20 protein-coding genes and 1 tRNA gene are annotated in these 16,545 nt (G+C 68.6%); 10 read left to right on the forward strand and 11 right to left on the reverse strand.

Annotated features, from left to right (window positions below):
• The 4 genes from AB4Z01_RS29670 to AB4Z01_RS29685 form a co-directional block, all read left to right on the forward strand.
• The coding region (locus AB4Z01_RS29670) for a hypothetical protein (RefSeq protein ID WP_441699741.1) at positions 1–621 on the forward strand (621 nt) is incomplete at its 5' end.
• A gap of 349 nt (positions 622–970) precedes the next feature.
• Positions 971–1,780: an ABC transporter permease gene (locus AB4Z01_RS29675; RefSeq protein ID WP_441699743.1), complete on the forward strand. Its 810-nt coding sequence runs from the start codon at positions 971–973 to the stop codon at positions 1,778–1,780.
• Between the two features lie 33 nt (positions 1,781–1,813).
• Positions 1,814–2,791 (forward strand): ABC transporter substrate-binding protein, encoded by a 978-nt coding sequence (locus AB4Z01_RS29680; protein WP_441699745.1) that lies wholly within the window; start codon positions 1,814–1,816, stop codon positions 2,789–2,791.
• An 8-nt stretch (positions 2,792–2,799) separates the two neighbouring features.
• On the forward strand, positions 2,800–3,615 hold the full coding sequence (locus tag AB4Z01_RS29685; protein WP_441699746.1) for an ABC transporter ATP-binding protein: 816 nt from the start codon (positions 2,800–2,802) through the stop codon (positions 3,613–3,615).
• Positions 3,616–3,631: 16 nt separating this feature from the next.
• On the opposite strand, the gene AB4Z01_RS29690 is transcribed toward AB4Z01_RS29685, so the two are convergent.
• The 5 genes from AB4Z01_RS29690 to AB4Z01_RS29710 all read right to left on the reverse strand — a co-directional run bounded on the left by AB4Z01_RS29690 (position 3,632) and on the right by AB4Z01_RS29710 (position 7,595).
• A complete protein-coding gene (locus AB4Z01_RS29690) occupies positions 3,632–4,879 on the reverse strand; it encodes a calcium-binding protein (RefSeq protein ID WP_441699747.1) in 1,248 nt (415 codons plus the stop codon).
• A gap of 214 nt (positions 4,880–5,093) precedes the next feature.
• On the reverse strand, positions 5,094–5,534 hold the full coding sequence (locus AB4Z01_RS29695; protein WP_441699748.1) for a DUF2948 family protein: 441 nt from the start codon (positions 5,532–5,534) through the stop codon (positions 5,094–5,096).
• Position 5,535: 1 nt separating this feature from the next.
• A complete protein-coding gene (gene murA, locus AB4Z01_RS29700; RefSeq protein ID WP_441699750.1) occupies positions 5,536–6,819 on the reverse strand; it encodes a UDP-N-acetylglucosamine 1-carboxyvinyltransferase in 1,284 nt (427 codons plus the stop codon).
• Between the two features lie 32 nt (positions 6,820–6,851).
• A complete protein-coding gene (gene dcd, locus AB4Z01_RS29705; RefSeq protein ID WP_429232495.1) occupies positions 6,852–7,397 on the reverse strand; it encodes a dCTP deaminase in 546 nt (181 codons plus the stop codon).
• Between the two features lie 12 nt (positions 7,398–7,409).
• Positions 7,410–7,595 carry a hypothetical protein gene (locus tag AB4Z01_RS29710; protein WP_441699751.1) on the reverse strand — a complete coding sequence of 62 codons (186 nt, stop codon included), beginning with the start codon at positions 7,593–7,595 and terminating at the stop codon, positions 7,410–7,412.
• Between the two features lie 149 nt (positions 7,596–7,744).
• Between AB4Z01_RS29710 and AB4Z01_RS29715 the strand changes: the two genes are divergently transcribed.
• A tRNA-Thr gene (locus AB4Z01_RS29715) sits at positions 7,745–7,819 on the forward strand.
• Between the two features lie 158 nt (positions 7,820–7,977).
• Here AB4Z01_RS29715 and AB4Z01_RS29720 read toward each other — a convergent pair.
• The 3 genes from AB4Z01_RS29720 to AB4Z01_RS29730 form a co-directional block, all read right to left on the reverse strand.
• The gene (locus tag AB4Z01_RS29720; protein WP_441699753.1) at positions 7,978–8,190 is read right to left on the reverse strand and encodes a hypothetical protein; all 213 of its coding nucleotides are present in this window, start codon (positions 8,188–8,190) and stop codon (positions 7,978–7,980) included.
• Between the two features lie 365 nt (positions 8,191–8,555).
• Positions 8,556–10,139, reverse strand: a complete 1,584-nt coding sequence (locus AB4Z01_RS29725) for a cisplatin damage response ATP-dependent DNA ligase (RefSeq protein WP_441699755.1) — start codon at positions 10,137–10,139, stop codon at positions 8,556–8,558.
• Complete coding sequence (locus AB4Z01_RS29730; RefSeq protein ID WP_441699757.1) at positions 10,136–11,152, reverse strand: ligase-associated DNA damage response exonuclease; 1,017 nt, start codon at positions 11,150–11,152, stop codon at positions 10,136–10,138. The genes AB4Z01_RS29725 and AB4Z01_RS29730 overlap by 4 nt, the downstream gene beginning before the upstream one ends.
• Before the next feature lie 129 nt (positions 11,153–11,281).
• On the opposite strand from AB4Z01_RS29730, the gene AB4Z01_RS29735 reads away from it, so the two are divergent.
• Together AB4Z01_RS29735 and AB4Z01_RS29740 are read left to right on the forward strand one after the other, a co-directional pair.
• Positions 11,282–11,518 carry a type II toxin-antitoxin system VapB family antitoxin gene (locus AB4Z01_RS29735; RefSeq protein WP_441699758.1) on the forward strand — a complete coding sequence of 79 codons (237 nt, stop codon included), beginning with the start codon at positions 11,282–11,284 and terminating at the stop codon, positions 11,516–11,518.
• Complete coding sequence (locus AB4Z01_RS29740) at positions 11,515–11,916, forward strand: type II toxin-antitoxin system VapC family toxin (protein ID WP_441699759.1); 402 nt, start codon at positions 11,515–11,517, stop codon at positions 11,914–11,916. Before AB4Z01_RS29735 ends, AB4Z01_RS29740 begins: the two co-directional genes overlap by 4 nt.
• 12 nt (positions 11,917–11,928) lie before the next feature.
• On the opposite strand, the gene AB4Z01_RS29745 is transcribed toward AB4Z01_RS29740, so the two are convergent.
• A complete protein-coding gene (locus AB4Z01_RS29745) occupies positions 11,929–12,351 on the reverse strand; it encodes a hypothetical protein (RefSeq protein ID WP_441699760.1) in 423 nt (140 codons plus the stop codon).
• Between the two features lie 99 nt (positions 12,352–12,450).
• Here AB4Z01_RS29745 and AB4Z01_RS29750 point away from each other — a divergent pair, with 99 nt between their 5' ends.
• Both AB4Z01_RS29750 and AB4Z01_RS29755 read left to right on the forward strand, forming a co-directional pair.
• Complete coding sequence (locus AB4Z01_RS29750; protein ID WP_441699761.1) at positions 12,451–13,377, forward strand: PfkB family carbohydrate kinase; 927 nt, start codon at positions 12,451–12,453, stop codon at positions 13,375–13,377.
• Between the two features lie 8 nt (positions 13,378–13,385).
• The gene (locus tag AB4Z01_RS29755) at positions 13,386–14,300 is read left to right on the forward strand and encodes a pseudouridine-5'-phosphate glycosidase (protein WP_441699763.1); all 915 of its coding nucleotides are present in this window, start codon (positions 13,386–13,388) and stop codon (positions 14,298–14,300) included.
• Positions 14,301–14,305: 5 nt separating this feature from the next.
• Here the strand turns inward: AB4Z01_RS29755 and AB4Z01_RS29760 are convergent, their stop codons facing one another.
• The gene (locus AB4Z01_RS29760) at positions 14,306–15,379 is read right to left on the reverse strand and encodes a lipid A deacylase LpxR family protein (protein ID WP_441699764.1); all 1,074 of its coding nucleotides are present in this window, start codon (positions 15,377–15,379) and stop codon (positions 14,306–14,308) included.
• Between the two features lie 96 nt (positions 15,380–15,475).
• Positions 15,476–16,075, reverse strand: coding sequence for a flavin reductase family protein (locus AB4Z01_RS29765; protein ID WP_441699766.1), 600 nt, complete (start codon positions 16,073–16,075; stop codon positions 15,476–15,478).
• A gap of 128 nt (positions 16,076–16,203) precedes the next feature.
• Here AB4Z01_RS29765 and AB4Z01_RS29770 point away from each other — a divergent pair, with 128 nt between their 5' ends.
• Positions 16,204–16,536, forward strand: coding sequence for a DUF6404 family protein (locus tag AB4Z01_RS29770; protein ID WP_441699768.1), 333 nt, complete (start codon positions 16,204–16,206; stop codon positions 16,534–16,536).
• Positions 16,537–16,545 lie beyond the last annotated feature (9 nt).

Here is a 16,545-nt window from a genome sequence, read left to right on the forward strand (position 1 = left end):
GATCTGGAGCTCTCGCTCGACCGCGTCGGCCGCGGCGTCCGCCACGCCCTGGCGCTCAAGGCCCATTTCGCCCGCCGCCACCGCGAGGCGGCGGACCAGGCCGCCGCCGAAGCCCGCGCTCCGATCGAGGAGAAGGCGCGGCGCCGGCGCCAGGTGGCGCGGATCGTCACCAGTTCGATCGCCACCGACCCCAATTTCGACTCGAGCGAGCGGCTGCTCGCCACCACCGAGATGTGGGGGCGGCTGCTCGAGAAGCCGGACATCGACGCCGCCCTCGCTTTGGCCGACCATCCGATCGAGGAGATCATCCTCCGGCTCTGCCGCGACATGGACGTCCAGCCCGAATTCATCCTGATGGCCGACCCGGATGCCAAGGCCCAGGCGCCGGCCAAGGATGACAGCGTGAATGACGAGCACGGCCTGCGCTTCTGGCCACGCACCGGACGGGACTACGCCCGCTATTCGCGCAAGCAGTCCATCATGGGCGGCCCGTTCTACTGGTTCGACAACGACACCCGCACCCGGCTGGACGGGACGCCCTGGGTGGAAGAACCGGACGAGGACGACGACGACCCGGAGGACGAGCCGGACAGCCCGGAGCACGCGCCCGACGGCAGCTGATCGCCGCCGGCCCTCCAGCACCGATCACCAGCCCGCCCAGCCTTCCACTCTCCCCCTCCCCTTGCGGGAGGGGGCTGGGGGGWGGGGCTGCGCGCGTCTGCGCGCGAACGGCCTCTTCAAAACCTCGTCATCCCCGCGAAAGTGGGATCTCGTCACGCCTTCTGGATAGAGAGTCCCGCTTTCGCGGGAATGACGGCCCGGGAATGACCGGGTCCGTCCCGAACAGGAAGGCAACGGTGACCGCCGAACGCACTTCCCCCTCTTGACCCCTGCCCCGCGCCACAGCAGGATTTAACCAACGGGTTAATTTCTGCCGGGCCGATCGAAGCCCGGAGACCGGGAGACGCCGATGGGATCGCGAAGCGCCCGCGACCGCGCTGTTGGTCTGTTGCAGGCCGGCTGGGTCCGGCCGCTTATCCTGCTCGTGATCATCATCGTGCTGTGGGACCTGGCGATCCGGGTGTTCCGCCTGCCGCCCTACCAGGTGCCGGCGCCCTGGGACGTGATCGTCACCCTGTGGCGTGACGGGCCGGAGCTGCTGGCGCAATCGGTGCCGACCACCGTGGCGACGGTACTGGGCTTCCTGCTCTCCGCCGCCATCGGCATCCCGACGGCGATGCTGATCGCAGGCTCCCGCACGGTCGAGGCCTATGTCTACCCGCTGCTGGTGTTCTCGCAATCGATCCCGAAGGTGGCGATCGCGCCGCTCTTCGTCGTCTGGTTCGGCTTCGGGCTCGAGCCCAAGGTGATCTCGGCCTTCCTGCTCGGCGTGTTCCCGGTGGTGGTCTCGGCTGTGCAGGGCTTCAAGTCGCTCGACCCCGACACGCTCGACCTGGCCCGGGCCATGGCCGCCAGCCGCTGGCAGGTGTTCCGCATGGTCGGGCTGCCCGCGGCGATGCCGGCGATCTTCTCCGGCCTCAAGGTCTCGGTGACGCTGGCGGTGGTCGGCGCGGTGGTCGGCGAGTTCGTCGGCGCCAATTCCGGCATCGGCTTCGTGCTGCAGCGCTCGATCGGCAATTTCGAGCTGCCGACCATGTTCGCGGCGCTGGTGATCCTGGCGCTGCTCGGCGTGGTGCTGTTCTGGCTGGTCGATGTCGTCGAGCGCCTGGTCATTCCCTGGCACGCCAGCCGGCGCCGGGAGCTGATCCTCGCCGCCTGAGGCGGCGCAACCAATCATAGGGGGAGGACCAAGATGATCCGGAGCCTGCTGATCGCCGTCGGCATCCTGCTCGCGGCCGGCTCGGCCCAGGCGGCCGACAAGGTCGTGCTGATGCTGAACTGGTACGTCTATGGCGAGCACACGCCGTTCTTCTACGGCAAGGCCAAGGGCTTCTATGCCGACCAGGGCATCGCCCTGGAGATCCAGGAGGGCCGCGGTTCGGCCATGACCGCCCAGGCGGTGGCCGCCGGCACCGTCGGCTTCGGCTATTTCGACGTGCCGACCATGATCAAGGCCGCAGCCAAGGGCGCGCCGCTGGTCTCGGTCGGCGTGCTGCTGCAGAAGAGCCCGATGTCGGTGATGGGCTTCACCGACAAGGGCATCCGCAAGCCGGAGGACATCAAGGGCAAGACCGTCGCCACCACGCCCGGCGATTCGCTGTCGCAGATCTGGCCCTTCTTCCTGCAGAAGGTGGGGCTGAAGGAAAGCGACTTCCGCACCGTCTCGGGCGATGCCCAGACCAAGCTGAACGCCGTGATCAACGGCCAAGCCGACCTGCTGCTGGGCTATTCGATGGACCAGAGCATGAAGATCAAGGACGCGACGGGCAAGGACGTCACCCCGATCCTGTTCGCCGATTACGGGGTCAACATGGTGTCCTCAGGCATCGTCGTGCAGAAGGATCTGCTGACCGAGAACCCCGATCTGGTCCGCCGCTTCATGGCCGCGACGACCCAGGCGGTCGAGGCGGCCGAGAAGGCGCCGGCCGAAGCCACCGCGGCGACCCTGGCCGCCCTGCCCAAGGCCGGCAAGCCGGAGACGCTGCAGGAGGGCTTCGAGCGCACCATCCCGCTGTACCGGACCGAGGAAACCCAGGGCCAGCGGCCGTTCCGCGTCACCGACGCCAACATGGCCGAGACCGTGAAGCTGCTGGTCGAATACGGCGGCGTCGCCGCCGACGCGGCGCCCGACCCGAAGGCCTTCTACACCAACGACTTCCTGCCGAAGTGAGCAGGGGCATGGGAAAGGCGCGGCTGCAGTTGGTCGAGACGGCGGAGGCGGCGCCGCCCGCCGTCATCGCCGTCGAGGGCGTGTCGAAGACCTATCGCAGCCGCGACGGCGAGGTGCCGTCGCTGGCGCCGCTGGACTTCACCATCGACGAGGGCGAGTTCCTGGTGCTGGTCGGCCCGTCCGGCTGCGGCAAGTCCACGCTCCTGCGCATGATCGCCGGCCTGCTGCCGCCCAGCACCGGCCGGATCCGCCTCGGCGGCCGCACGGTCGACCGGCCGCATGGCGACGCCGGCATCGTGTTCCAGAACGCGCTGCTGCTGCCGTGGCGCAACGTGCTGGCCAACGTCATGATGCCGGTGGAGGTCAAGCACCTGCCCCGCGCCGCGCATCTGGAGCGTGCCCGTCAGCTGCTGCGCATGGTCGGGCTGGAAGGATTCGAGACCAAGCTGCCCTGGCAGCTCTCCGGCGGCATGCAGCAGCGGGTGTCGCTGTGCCGGGCCCTGGTGACCGACCCGTCGATCATCCTGATGGACGAGCCCTTCGGCGCGCTCGACGCCATGACGCGCGAACGGATGAATGTCGAGCTGCAGCGGATCCAGCGCGAGACCCGCAAGACCATCCTCTTGATTACCCATTCGATCCCGGAGGCAGTGTTCCTGGCCGACCGGGTGCTGGTGATGACCGAGCGGCCCGGGTCGATCGCCGCGATCTACGACGTGCCGCTGCCGAAGCCGCGGTCGCTCGACATCATGGGCGACCCGCGCTTCGTCGAGCTGACCCAGCGCATCCGCGGCCACTTCCGCGCCCAGGGCGGGCTGGACTAGGATGCGCCGGGTGGCGTTACAGCATGAAGTCGCCAACGACCAGGCCGGTGGTGCTGACCACGCCGATCACCATGTCCGTCACCTTGTCGCCGTTCAGATCCGCCTGAACGAACTGGACGCCGGCGGCGGAAGTGACCCGCAGCTCGTGCCCTGCCCCGGTGAAAGCCCCGGCGCCGAGGAAGCTGAAGGCGGTGTTCCCGTTGGCGCCGTTGCCGTCGGCATCGATCGCGGCGAGGTCGATGCGGTCGCCCTCGGCATGCGAGAAGTCGTTGATGCTGTCGCGCGCCGCGGCGGTGCTGTCCGCCGCTGCACTGTACGCGAAGCGATCGGCCCCGAGGCCGCCCTTCAGCGCATCGGCCCCGCCGCCCCCGGTCAGGACGTCGGCCCCGTTCATTCCCCACAGCGCATTGGCGCCGGCGCTGCCGGTGAGCGTGTCGTTGAAGGCCGAGCCGACCACGTTCTCGACGTTGTTGTAGGTGTCGCCGGCGGCGTCGCCCGCCGAGCCCGCGCCGGCGGCGAAGCTGACCTTCACCGAAGCGGTTGCCGAATCGTACAGCGCGACATCGACGCCGTTGCCGCCCGACAGCACGTCAGCCCCGGTTCCGCCGGTGAGATAATCGTTGCCTTCACCGCCGACCAGCGTGTCGGCGCCGTCACCGCCATAAAGCCGGTCCGCCCCGGCCATCCCCCACAGCCCATCGGCACCGGCACTGCCCTTGATCAGGTCGTCGAAAGCCGAGCCGATGACATGCTCGACGCTGACCAGGCTGTCCCCGGCCGCGTCGCCGCCGGTCCCGATACCGGCCAGGAGGCTGAGGGTCACGCCCGCGCCCGCCTCGGCGTAGTTCGCCGTGTCGGTGCCGGCACCGCCGTTCAGCACATCGGCCCCCGTGCCGCCGATCAGCCAGTCGTCTCCGTCGCCGCCCACCAGCGTGTCGCCGCCGGCCTGGCCATAGAGGACGTCATTGCCGGCGGCCCCTGACAACAGGTCGTCGCCGCCGAATCCCCAGAATCTGTCATCCGCAATGTAAATTGAATCTAATTGAGCATTAAGCGCAAGATCATATCCATAAATTTTGTCGTCTCCCACGGTCCCTATTATATTGGTTTCAATATTATGGGGCGGAGCGTTCGCCAAATACACCAACTGTGCGACTTGATAGTAGGGAGGATCCGGATATACCAAATAAGCCTCATAATCAATAATCGCCCCGCTCTCAAGCGGCCCCAAGGTGACCCCGCTGAGATCATAAACGCCAGCCATGGCATGCCTCTCCAAGTAAAATGAAACTTAAATCTGGCGACTGGCCCATCGATGTCATCAAAATGACCGATCGTCTCCACACATCGCGGCCATCATAATTAATTCTGGTGAAATGTCCGTCCGACCAGACATAGGCGGATCTTACCAGGATATGCCCGGCAAATTTATCAGGAATGCAGTGCAGCGGGAAGCCGGCTCGGAGTCGCTCGCCCGCTCAGTCCGGATGCTGCGGCTTCTGCGGCGTCGGCCAGGGCTCGCCGCGGTCCTCCAGCATCACGTCGATGCCGTCACCGGCCAGGCGCAGCGTCACGTCGCCGGCGAAGGTGAGGAGGATGCCGCCCTCCTCCGCCGTCACCGCCAGCAGGTCCAGCATCCGCGCCCGGTCGTTCAGGTCCAGCTTCCGGCTCTGCACCGCATCGACGCCCTGGACACGCACGCCGCACAGGGTGCGCTGCCAGAATTCCTGGCCGTCGACCAGCTGCGCCGGCTGCTCCCAGCAGAAGCGGTTCAGCGCCATGACGAAGCAGCGCTCGGGCCGCAGGAAGGTGATGTCGTGCACCGGCACGATCGCATCCTGCAGCGCCGCGGACAGGACCGCGAGGTCATCCGCATCTCGGGCCCGCAGGCGCAGGGGAACGGTCGTGTCGGGCGCCATCTCAGTCGCTCTTCAGCCGGGTGATGTCGGCGCCGCAGCCGGCCAGCTTCTCCTCCAGCCGCTCATAGCCGCGGTCGAGGTGGTAGACCCGGTTCAGCACCGTCTCGCCCTGGGCCACCAGCCCGGCGATGACCAGCGAGACGCTGGCGCGCAGGTCGGTCGCCATCACCGGGGCGCCGGTCAGCTTCGGCACGCCGCGCACCAGGGCCGAGGCGCCGTGCACGGTGACGTTGGCGCCCATCCGCGCCAGCTCCGGCACATGCATGAAGCGGTTCTCGAAGATCGTCTCGGTGATCATCGAGGCGCCTTTGGCCACCGTCATCAACCCCATCATCTGGGCCTGCAGGTCGGTCGGGAAGCCGGGATAGGGCTCGGTCATCACGTCGACGCCGACCAGGTCGCCGCTGCGGCGGACCTTGAAGCCGTCGGCTGTCGGCTCGAACTCGACCCCGGCGCCGCGCAGCACGTCGGCGGCCGCCTCGATCAGATGCAGGCTGGTGCCGACCAGCTCGACCTCGCCGCCGGCCGCGGCCGCGGCCATGACATAGGTGCCGGTCTCGATCCGGTCGGCGACGATGCGGTGGGTCGCCCGGTGCAGCCGCTCGCGGCCCTGGATCCGGATGGTGTCGGTCCCCGCACCCTCGATCTCGGCGCCCATGGCGGTGAGACAGGCGGCAAGGTCGACGATCTCAGGCTCGCGCGCAGCGTTGACCAGCACGGTCTCGCCGCGGGCCAGCGATGCCGCCATCATCAGGTTCTCGGTGGCGCCGACCGAGACCTTCGGGAAGACGATGCGGCTGCCCTGCAGCCCGTTCGGGGCGCGGGCGTTGATGTAGCCCTCGGTCACCTCGATCTCGGCGCCGAGCTGCTCCAGCCCCATGATGTGCAGGTCGACCGGCCGGCTGCCGATGGCGCAGCCGCCCGGCAGCGACACCTTAGCGTGGCCCTCGCGCGCCACCAGCGGCCCCAGCACCAGCACGCTGGCGCGCATCTTCCGCACCAGGTCGTAGGGCGCGGTGGTGCTGCGGATGCGGCGGGCCGTCAGCTCGATCACCCGGCCCTGTGCGCCGTCGGAATCGGCGCCGTTCAGCGCGATCTCGACGCCGTGCTGGGCCAGCAGCGTCGCCAGGGTGGAGATGTCGACCAGATGCGGCAGGTTGGTCAGGGTCAGGGTCTCGTCCGACAGCAGCGCCGCCGCCATCAGCGGCAGGGCCGCATTCTTCGCCCCGCTGATCGGAAGCCGGCCGTGCAGGGGCCGCCCGCCCCGGATACGAATCTTGTCCATCTTGGCTCCCCGGGCCCCGGTATGAGATGACGCTACAGCTTCGGCAGGGTGACGCCGCGCTGGCCCATGTATTTGCCGGCCCGGTCGGCATAGGACACCTCGCAGGGCTGGTCGCCCTTGAGGAACAGGAACTGGCAGGCGCCCTCATGGGCGTAGATCTTGGCCGGCAGCGGCGTGGTGTTGGAGAACTCCAGCGTCACATGCCCCTCCCATTCCGGCTCCAGCGGCGTGACGTTGACGATGATGCCGCAGCGGGCATAGGTCGACTTGCCGAGGCAGATCGTCAGCACGTCGCGCGGGATGCGGAAATACTCGACCGTCCGGGCCAGGGCGAAGCTGTTCGGCGGGATGATGCAGACTGGACCCTTGCGCTCGACGAAGCTCTTCGGGTCGAAGTTCTTCGGATCGACCAGGGCGCTGTCGACATTGGTGAAGACCAGGAACTCGTCCGAGACGCGGGCGTCGTAGCCATAGCTCGACAGGCCGTAGGAGATCGTGCCCTCGCGCTTCTGCCGCTCGACGAAGGGGTCGATCATCTTGTCCTGGAGCGCCCGCTCGCGGATCCAGATATCGGACATGATCGTCACGGCCTAGCCCCTCGCCTCATCGTCGCGGCCGGACTCCCTGTCCTGCACGCTCGTCTCGTCCTCGACCGCCGCCCGCCCCCGGCTCTGCGCCTTGCGCCGCGCCAGATTGGCGCGCAGCGCCGCCGCCTCGCGCTCCTGGCGCGACCCGGTGCCGGGCTTCGCTGTCTGTGGTCGACGCTGATCGGTCATTTCGGCTTTGGTATGGCCGATGCGACGCCGTTACGCAACCGGAGCAGAGCGGCTGGCGATGCTGAATGGAGGTAATCGACGCAACCCTCGGAAAAGCCCTTGCACCACCCCCGACCCTATGGCAGTTTCCGCGCCGCCTTGAAGGGCGGGCTGCCGTAGCTCAGTGGTAGAGCACTCCCTTGGTAAGGGAGAGGTCCTGAGTTCAATCCTCAGCGGCAGCACCAGCACCTCAAGGTATTTCACCCAGACACGACAGCTCCGACCATCATGCCCGGACTTGATCCGGGCATCCGGGATGCTGTCGTGATTCTCTGGAGTGCCGGGTCAAGCCCGGCAATGACATCAGCAGCGAAGCGTTTGGCGCGCCCAGCCGAAGCAGGGCTCAGCTGGCAATGCCCGCAGCCCGCGGCAGGGACGTGGTGCGCCCGAGTTCACGGGCGGCGCGCTCGGCGTCAGGGACGGTGCGGAAATCCTGTCCCTCGAGATGCTGGAACCGGGAATCGGAAGCGTAGAAACGGAAGCCGCGCTTCTGGGCGACGACAATGCCGACCGCCTCGCCCGCGACCTCGATCGTGAACGCTTCGGAACGAACCATGATGGACCTCTGCGGAAACGGCGCGTGGCGCCGGGCAATGACGGAAGCGACGGGAGAACGGGACGGCCGCGCCGTCAGTTCCGCCATCGCCCGGCCGGGTGATCCGAGGTCGGGAGGGGCAGTCCGGTGCAGCTTGCCAACACGTCATCCTTCCGTGTCCTTGCCGCGTCCCTCCGAAGAAAGCGCGCGGCTCCTCGCCCTTCGCAGGGCGCGACTCGTCTGCTGGCATCAAGTGCTCGACGGCCTTCATGAGAAGCCGCTCTTGCTGCCGACCCTCGCGCAGTGGCCCGTGACTGTCAACGCTTAATACGCGATCAATGTGCATAAAATTCACTGTCAAGTGAAGGTGCTGTTAAATCGAAGTATTACTCGACGATCATTCGCTCCAGCGTCTCCAGCCGATCGGCCTCGGCCGCCGGCTTGTCCCAGCGGATGCGGTGGATCCGGGGGAATCGCATCGCGACTCCGGATTTGTGACGGGTAGAACGGTGAACGCTGTCGAAGGCCACCTCCAGCACCAGTCGCGGCTCGACCTCGCGCACCGGCCCGAAGCGCTTGACCGTATGGTTGCGCACCCAACGGTCGAGCTGCGCCAGCTCCTCGTCGGTGAAGCCGAAATAGGCCTTGCCGACGGGCACGAGGCGCTCGCCCTCCAGCTCCGTTCGCCAAGTGCCGAAGGTGTAGTCGGAGTAGAAGGAGGAGCGCTTGCCATGGCCGCGCTGGGCGTACATCAGCACGGTGTCGAGGGTCAGCGCGCCGCGTTTCCACTTGAACCAGGGACCCTTCGGCCGGCCGGCGACATAGTCGCTGTCGCCGCGCTTCAGCATCAGCCCCTCGATCGCCTGAGCCCGGGCGCCGTCGCGCAGCGTGGCCAGCTCCTCCCAGCTCTCGAACGGGATCATCGGCGACAGGTCCATGCGCGCGGGCCGCTCCCGCGCGATCCAGGACTCCAGCCGCAGCCGGCGGGCGTCGAGGGGCAGCGGCCGCAGATCCTCCTCGCCTTCGAGCAGGATGTCGTAGAGCCGCACCCAGGCCGGGTACTCCTCCATCATCCGGGCCGAGATCGCCTTGCGGTTCAGCCGCTGCTGCAGGTCGTTGAACGGCGCCACCATCCCGTCCCGCGCCACCAGCAGTTCACCGTCCAGCACGGCGTGGAAGCCGATGGTGTCGGCCAGGTCCGGGAAGGCGCCGGTGACGTCGTCACCGCTGCGCGAATAGATCCGCGGCGGCCGGTCGCCGCGGCCGACCACCTGCACCCGGATGCCGTCCCATTTCCACTCCGCCCGATAGGCGGCGGGATCCAGCCCGGCGATGTCCTCGGCCTCCAGCGGATGCGCCAGCATCAGCGGACGGAAGGTGGCGCGGTCGCCGATCTCCGGCTTCGGCCCCTGCCCCGACAGCCAGACGAACAATTCCTCATAGGGCGGCTCCAGCGCGTGCCACAGCTCCTCGATGTCGTCGACCGGCTGGCGGCCCCATTCCGCCAGCGCCACCTTGGCCAGCCGCGCCGAGACGCCGATCCGCAGTGCCCCGGTGATGAGCTTCAGCAGGGCGAATCGCTCCGAGGCCGCCAATGCGTCGAGCCAACGCTCTATCAGCAGCGGTGCCGCGGCGCGCGAGGTGGCGCGCAGCTCCTCGACCACCTCGGTGATGGTCGGCTCGCGGTTGGCGCCCGGCTTCTGCGGCCAGATCAGGGCCACGGTCTCGGCCAGGTCGCCGACGAAGTCGTAGGACCAGCCGAACAGCGCCTCGTCGACCCGCTCGACCGCCAGGTTGCGGATGGTCGAGGCCTTAGCGGCGGCGAAGGTCAGGCTGCCGGTCAGCGCCGCCAGGGCCCAGCCGCGGTCCGGGTCCGGCGTGTGCTCGAAATAATCGGCCAGCAGCCGGAGCTTGCCGTTGCGCGACGGCATGTACACCAGCCCCTCGATCAGCGCGGCGAACGCCTTCATGCGCTGTCATCCTCCTCGAAGCCGATCAGCGCCAGGGCCCGGGCGGCGCGGCCGGATTTGCGGACCTGGTGGATCAGCGCCTCCTCCCGGCCATGAGTGACCCAGACCTCGCCGGCCTCCACTTCATCGATCGTGGCGCAGAGCTCGTCCCAATCGGCGTGGTCGGAAATCACCAGCGGCAGCTCGACCCCGCCCTGCCGGGCGCGCTGGCGCACCCGCATCCAGCCCGAGGCGGCGGCAACCACGGGGTCCGGCAGACGGCGCGACCAGCGGTCGGCGCTCGCCGAGGGCGGCGCCAGCACGATCTGCCCGGCGAGTTCGGCCTTCGACGCCTCGGTGGCCGGCAGCAGCGGCCCGAGCGGCACGCCCATCGATTCGTAGAGGTCGCACAACGCCTGCAGCGCGCCATGGATGTAGATCGGCCGGTCCCATCCGGCCTGGCGCAGCAGGCGTATCACCCGCTGGGCCTTGCCGAGGGCATAGACGCCGACCAGATGCGCCCGCTCCGGGAACAGGGCGATCGAGTGCAGCAGCTTGCCGATCTCCTCCCGGTCCGGCGGGTGGCGGAACACCGGCAGGCCGAAGGTCGCCTCGGTGACGAAGACGTCGCAGACCACCGGCTGGAACGGCAGGCAGGTCTGGTCCGGCCGGCGCTTGTAGTCGCCGGACAGCACCACCCGGCTGCCGGCATGCTCCAGCACGATCTGGGCCGAGCCCAGCACATGGCCGGCCGGCACGAAGGTGACGTCGACCTCGCCGATCCGCTGGGTCTCGTCCAGCGCCACCGGCTGCAGGCTGTGACCGGCCTCCTCGCCGTAGCGGGCGCGCATGATCGCCAGCGTCTCCGCCGTCGCCAGCACCGCACGGTTGTTGGGCCGGGCATGGTCGGAATGGCCATGGGTGACCAGCGCCCGCTCGACCGGCCGCACCGGGTCGACATGGAAGCCGCCGGGCACCACCAGCAGGCCCTCCGGCTGGACTCGGATCCACTGGTCTGGGCGTGGCGTCAGCATGGTATCGACGATAGGGCGGCAACCGGGTCGGGGCCAGACCTGCGGTTCAAATCTGGCCCGCAACTTGTTGGAGGTCCATAATTCGTGATGTATATTGATAGTATTTAGATCAACATTCGGGACTTTCCCATGGCCCTTCAGATCGCCAATCCTGCCGTGGTGGAGAAGGTGGAACGGCTGGCCCGGGCAACCGGCTTGACCAAGACGGCTCTGGTCGAACGCGCTGTCGACCGCCTTGCCGAAGAGATCGGGATTTCCGCCGACACCGATCGCTTCGAGGCCCTGCTGGCCCAGTTGGATCGAATTCCCGATCGCCCTGACGCTTTCGATCCGCTGGGCTGGGATGACCAGGGGCTCCCGAAGTGATCGCGGTCGATACGTCGGCGGTCGTTGCCATCGCCTTCGCCGAGCCGGAGCGTCAGGCTTTCGTCGACGCGATTCGGCGCGCCGACCGGGCGTTGATCAGCACGGTGTCGGTGGTCGAGGCCCGAATGGTGGCCTTTGGACGTCGCGGGCCGAGGGCCGTCACCTTCCTGGACGATCTCCTGCGCTTGCCGCCGTTCGAATTCGCCGCCCCCGGGGTGCCGGAAATGGATGCCGCCCATTCCGCCTTCATCGCCTTCGGGCGGGGCAGCGGCCATCCGGCGCAGCTCAATTTCGGCGATGTCTTCAGCTACGCGCTCGCGAAGGTCAGGGGATTGCCGCTGCTTTACAAAGGCGACGATTTTGCCCAGACCGACCTGCGCAGTGCTGTGACCATCTGACCCCCGCCCCCTTCAGTCCAGCGACGCCACCGGGATCGGCTTGCATGGGAGGTCATCGCCCTCGGCCCGCTTGCCCATCCAGACGCCGGCGAAGCGGTCGGCGAAGTACCATTTGCCGCTGAACCCAGACCCGCCGTCCTTGAAGGCGAAGGTCACGGTGCCGGCGCCGAACTTGTCGCTCCAGGTGAAGCGATAGAGGCCGCCGCCCAGGGATTCGCCGTCGCTGAGCTGGCCGTCATAGGGGCCGGCGGTGGAATCGATCACATGGTAGCAACCGCCGCGCCGCTCCGGCAGGAAGGTCAGCATCGACGGAGCCAGCACGCCGCCCGAGGTGACCTGCCCGCGATAGGTGCCGGCCGGCGCCGCTTGGTCCTGGGCCAGGGCGGGGACGGCGAAACCGAGCAGCAGGGCGATCAGGAGGACGAGGCGTCGCATCGCCGGGATGCTGCCGGCTGCCGCGGCGCCGCGCAAGCCCGGATCTTGCCTTTCGCCGGCGGCGGACGCAGGGTGCGGCCCGTTCGTGAGAGAGACCGCATGTCCCTGCCCGTCTGGTGCTTCGGCGCCGCCCATATCGACCGCCAGGCCCGCGCCCATCGCGCCGTACGCCTGGGCACCTCGAACCCGGTGACGATCCGCACCAGCCTGGGCGGCGTCGCCCGCAACGTGGCCGAGACCTTGGCTCGGCTGGGCCTGCCGGTCGGCCTGGTCAGCCGCATGGGGCATGATCCTTCGGCCGAGCGGATTCTGGCGGAAATGGCGCGGCTGGGCCTCGACCTGTCCCTGATCGGCCGGTCGGAGACCAGCGGCACCGCCAGCTACACCGCGGTGCTGGAGCCGGGCGGCGAGATGGCGGTCGCGATCGCCGATATGGGCATCTATGACGAGATCGGGCGCGAGACCCTCGCCCCGGCCCTGGCGGCGGCGCGGCCGGCTTCCGCGTGGTTCGTCGACGCCAATCTGCCGGCCGAGGGGCTGGCCGCGGTGCTGTCCCATCCGGGCCGGCCGGTCCTGGTGGCGGTCGACGCCGTCTCCTCGCCGAAATCCGAGAAGCTGCGGAGCCTGCTGGGCCGCATCGACCTGCTGTGCCTGAACCGCGACGAGGCCGAGGCGATCACCGGCCAGCTGATCACCGACGAGGCGACGGCCTGGGAAGCCCTGCGCCGGCTGCGCGCCGAAGGGGTCAGCCGTGTCGTACTGAACCGCGGCGCCGCCGGCGCGCTGATCGCCGATGCGGCGGGCGAAGCCACGGTCGCCGCCTGCCCGGCCGGGATCGTCGACGTCACCGGCGCCGGCGACGCCGCCGCAGCGGGAACGCTCTACGGCCTGGTCACCGGCTTGCCGCTGGCCGAGGCCGCCCGGCTCGGCCGTGCCGCCGCAGCCCTGGCGCTCGAGGCGCCGACCGCCGTGCCCGCAACCCTGACCGCCGACGCGCTGCGCCGGCGCGCCCTGATTGTCGCGTGAGGATCCTGATGAACAGCCTGCTGTCGATCGCCCCCGAGGTCTCCGCCGCCCTGGCCGCAGGGCGCCCGGTGGTGGCGCTGGAGAGCACCATCATCTCGCATGGCATGCCCTACCCGCAGAATCTGGAGATGGCGCGCCGGGTCGAGGCGATCATCCGCGAGGAGGCCGCGGTGCCGGCGACCATCGCTGTGGCCGACGGCCGGATTCATGTCGGCCTCGACGATGCGCTGCTGGAACGGCTGGCGACCTCGAAAGACGTGGCCAAGCTGTCGCGCCGTGACATGGGGGCGATCCTGGCCTCGGGCGGGCTCGGCGCCACCACCGTGGCCGCGACCATGATTGCGGCCCATCTCGCCGGCATCCGGGTGTTCGCCACCGGCGGCATCGGCGGGGTCCATCGTGGCGCCGAGACCAGTTTCGACATCTCTGCCGACCTCGAAGAGTTGGCACGCACGCCGGTGGCGGTGGTCTGCGCCGGCGCCAAGTCGATCCTCGACCTGCCGAAGACGCTGGAATATCTGGAGACCCGCGGCGTGCCGGTGATCGGCTACGGCACCGACACCCTGCCCGCCTTCTTCTCCCGGTCGAGCGGCCTGACGCTGGCGCTGCGCCGCGACACGCCGGATGAGGTGGCCGCCCTGCTCGCCGCCCAGGCGGCGCTGGGATTCCCGGCCGGAGCGGTGATCGCCAACCCGATCCCGGAAGCGCATGCAATGCCGGAGGCGGAGATCGACGCCGTCATCGCCAGTGCCCTGGCCGATACCGACCGCGAGGGCATCGCCGGCAAGGCCGTCACGCCCTATCTGCTGGCCCGGATCGTCGCCCTGACCAAAGGCCGCAGCCTCATCGCCAACATCGCACTGGTCGAGCACAACGCCCGGGTCGGCGCACGGATCGCCAAGGCCTGGGCGGCGCTCGGCTGATTGTGTCAGAACCGCCAAGACAGGGTGAACGCCCCATACTGGCTGAAATGATCCTTCTGCTCCTCGAACTCCTGCGTCCGGTACACATGGGTGTAGGCGATCCGGAGGTCGTTGATCTGGACCGCGATGCCGAGTTGCAGGTCGCCGACCAGCGGGTTCTTGGTGACGTGGGGGCTGTCCTCGAAGGTGTTGCCGTCTAGGAAGATGTTGCGGGCCACCGCCCGGCCCTCGACGCTGGCGAACAGGTACCAGCTGAAGCCGCTGGTCGGGATGAAGAAGTCCGATCCCGGCACGCTGGGCCGGATCCGCGGCGGCCCGTAATCGGCCGGCAGGTCGAAGCCGAGCCGGGCCGTGGCGCCGACCGAGGCCTGGGTCAGCACGTTGCCGACCGTGGCGCCGACATAGGGCGACAGGTCGAAGCCGATGCCCAGCGGCGCGGCGGCGTAGAGACTTCGCCACGTGCGCTCGTAGCTCAGGAGCACGCCGGGCTCGTTGTGCAGCTGGTGGTCCCAGCCGCGGGCCTTCTTCGAACCGATGATGCTGTGCACCGTGTTCTGCACCTGCTCGCCGATCGCATAGGGCCCGACGACGCCGATCTGCAGCTCGAGCCGATCGAGCCGGTCGCCGGAATCCGCCAGCACCGCCGCGCCGCCATAGAGCCAGGCGGCATAGGGCCGGTCGTTCGGGTCCGGGTCGCGCAGCGAGATGTCCTTCGGCGTGTACAGGTTCTGGCCGAAGGACAGTGTCGACCGGATCGGCGCGGCGTCGGGGAACAGCGGGAAGGCGCGGGCCGCATCGGCGAGCCAGTCCGGCGTTCCGGTCTCCGAGCTGGTATAGGCGAAGCGGAAACCATTGGTGTAGCCGCGGTCGGTGTTGGCGAAGACGTCGTTCTCGAGGCCGAAGCTGATGAAAGCGCCCGTGTCCTCTTCCAGCGGCCGCGGCGCCTGCGGCGTCGAGGTGATGATCGCCGGCCGCTTCGGCTCGGCCGGCACATCCTGGGCGGCCACGACGGCCGGCAGCACCATGACGCCGATCACGGCGGAAACCGAGGCTCCCCGGAACCCGGTGCGGACACTCATCCCATCCCCCTTCCCTCACGGCCCGCCACGAGCAAGGCGAACTCTCGGCGAACGGAACGGAACGGCGCCCCTTCGGGTTCCCGTCCGGATCGACTGTCAGCGCGGGCGTTGCATGCTGAACACAGTGTCGAGCACGCCGTAATCCATGTAGCCGAGCCGCGAGATCGCGCGCCGCGACGACAGGTCGATGCGGCCGTCGACGATCACCGACTCGTCGATATGGATCGACACCACCTCGCCGATCACGATCGCACCCGGCACAGTCTCGCCGGCTGCGGTGGTCAGCGGCACCGACTTGACCCAACGGCATTCCAGCGCCGCGGCGGCCGCCGCCACCCGCGGCGGCTTCACCAGCCGCGACGGCGCCATCGCCAGCCCGGCCAGCTCGGGCTCGCTGACCTCCGGTCCGACCGAGGCCGAGGTGGTGTTCATCTGCTCGCGCAGATCCCAGGTGGCGAGGCTGGCCACGAACTCGCCGGTCGCCTCGGCATTGGCCTGGGAATCCTTCGGCCCGCTCGGCGCGAACATCACCATCGGCGGCCGGTCGGCCACGGCGTTGAAGAAGCTGTAGGGCGCCAGGTTGACCACGCCGTCAGGGCTGACCGTGCTGATCCACCCGATCGGCCGCGGCACCACCAGCGCCTTGAACGGGTCGTGCGGCAGGCCGTGGTTGCGCAGCCGGGGTTCGTAATCCATGGGTGATCTCGCAGCGGGGACGACCGATAACTGGGCCAACCGCGCCGCCGGATCAAGGCTGCGTCTCCCCTGGAACTCGAGGCCCCGTCCCTGCACAATCGGGGAAAGGGCTGGAACAGGGGGATCGCATGGACTTCGACGGCAAGTTCAAAAGGGGAATGGCGCTTCTCGAGTCGAAGGGCCTGAAGCGTTACGGCCTACCCCTCAACGGTCTGCTGCGGCGGATCGGCATCGCCGTGCCGCCACCGCTGTTCGCCGGGTTCTGGCTCAACACGGTCGTCTATGGCGTCCCCTTCGGCATCCTGTTCGGGGCACTCACCGTCGCGTTTAACAGCGACAGAAGCCTGGCCGGCCTAACCCTCCAGGCTGTGGTCACGGCGATCCTCTACGGCCTCGTAATGGCTTTCTGGATCCGGCGCGTCGCGGCCAAGCACGGCCTGCCGCGCTGGGACGATCTCTAGCCGAAGGAC

The organism is Inquilinus sp. YAF38 (assembly GCF_052113205.1).
Classification (GTDB): domain Bacteria; phylum Pseudomonadota; class Alphaproteobacteria; order DSM-16000; family Inquilinaceae; genus Inquilinus.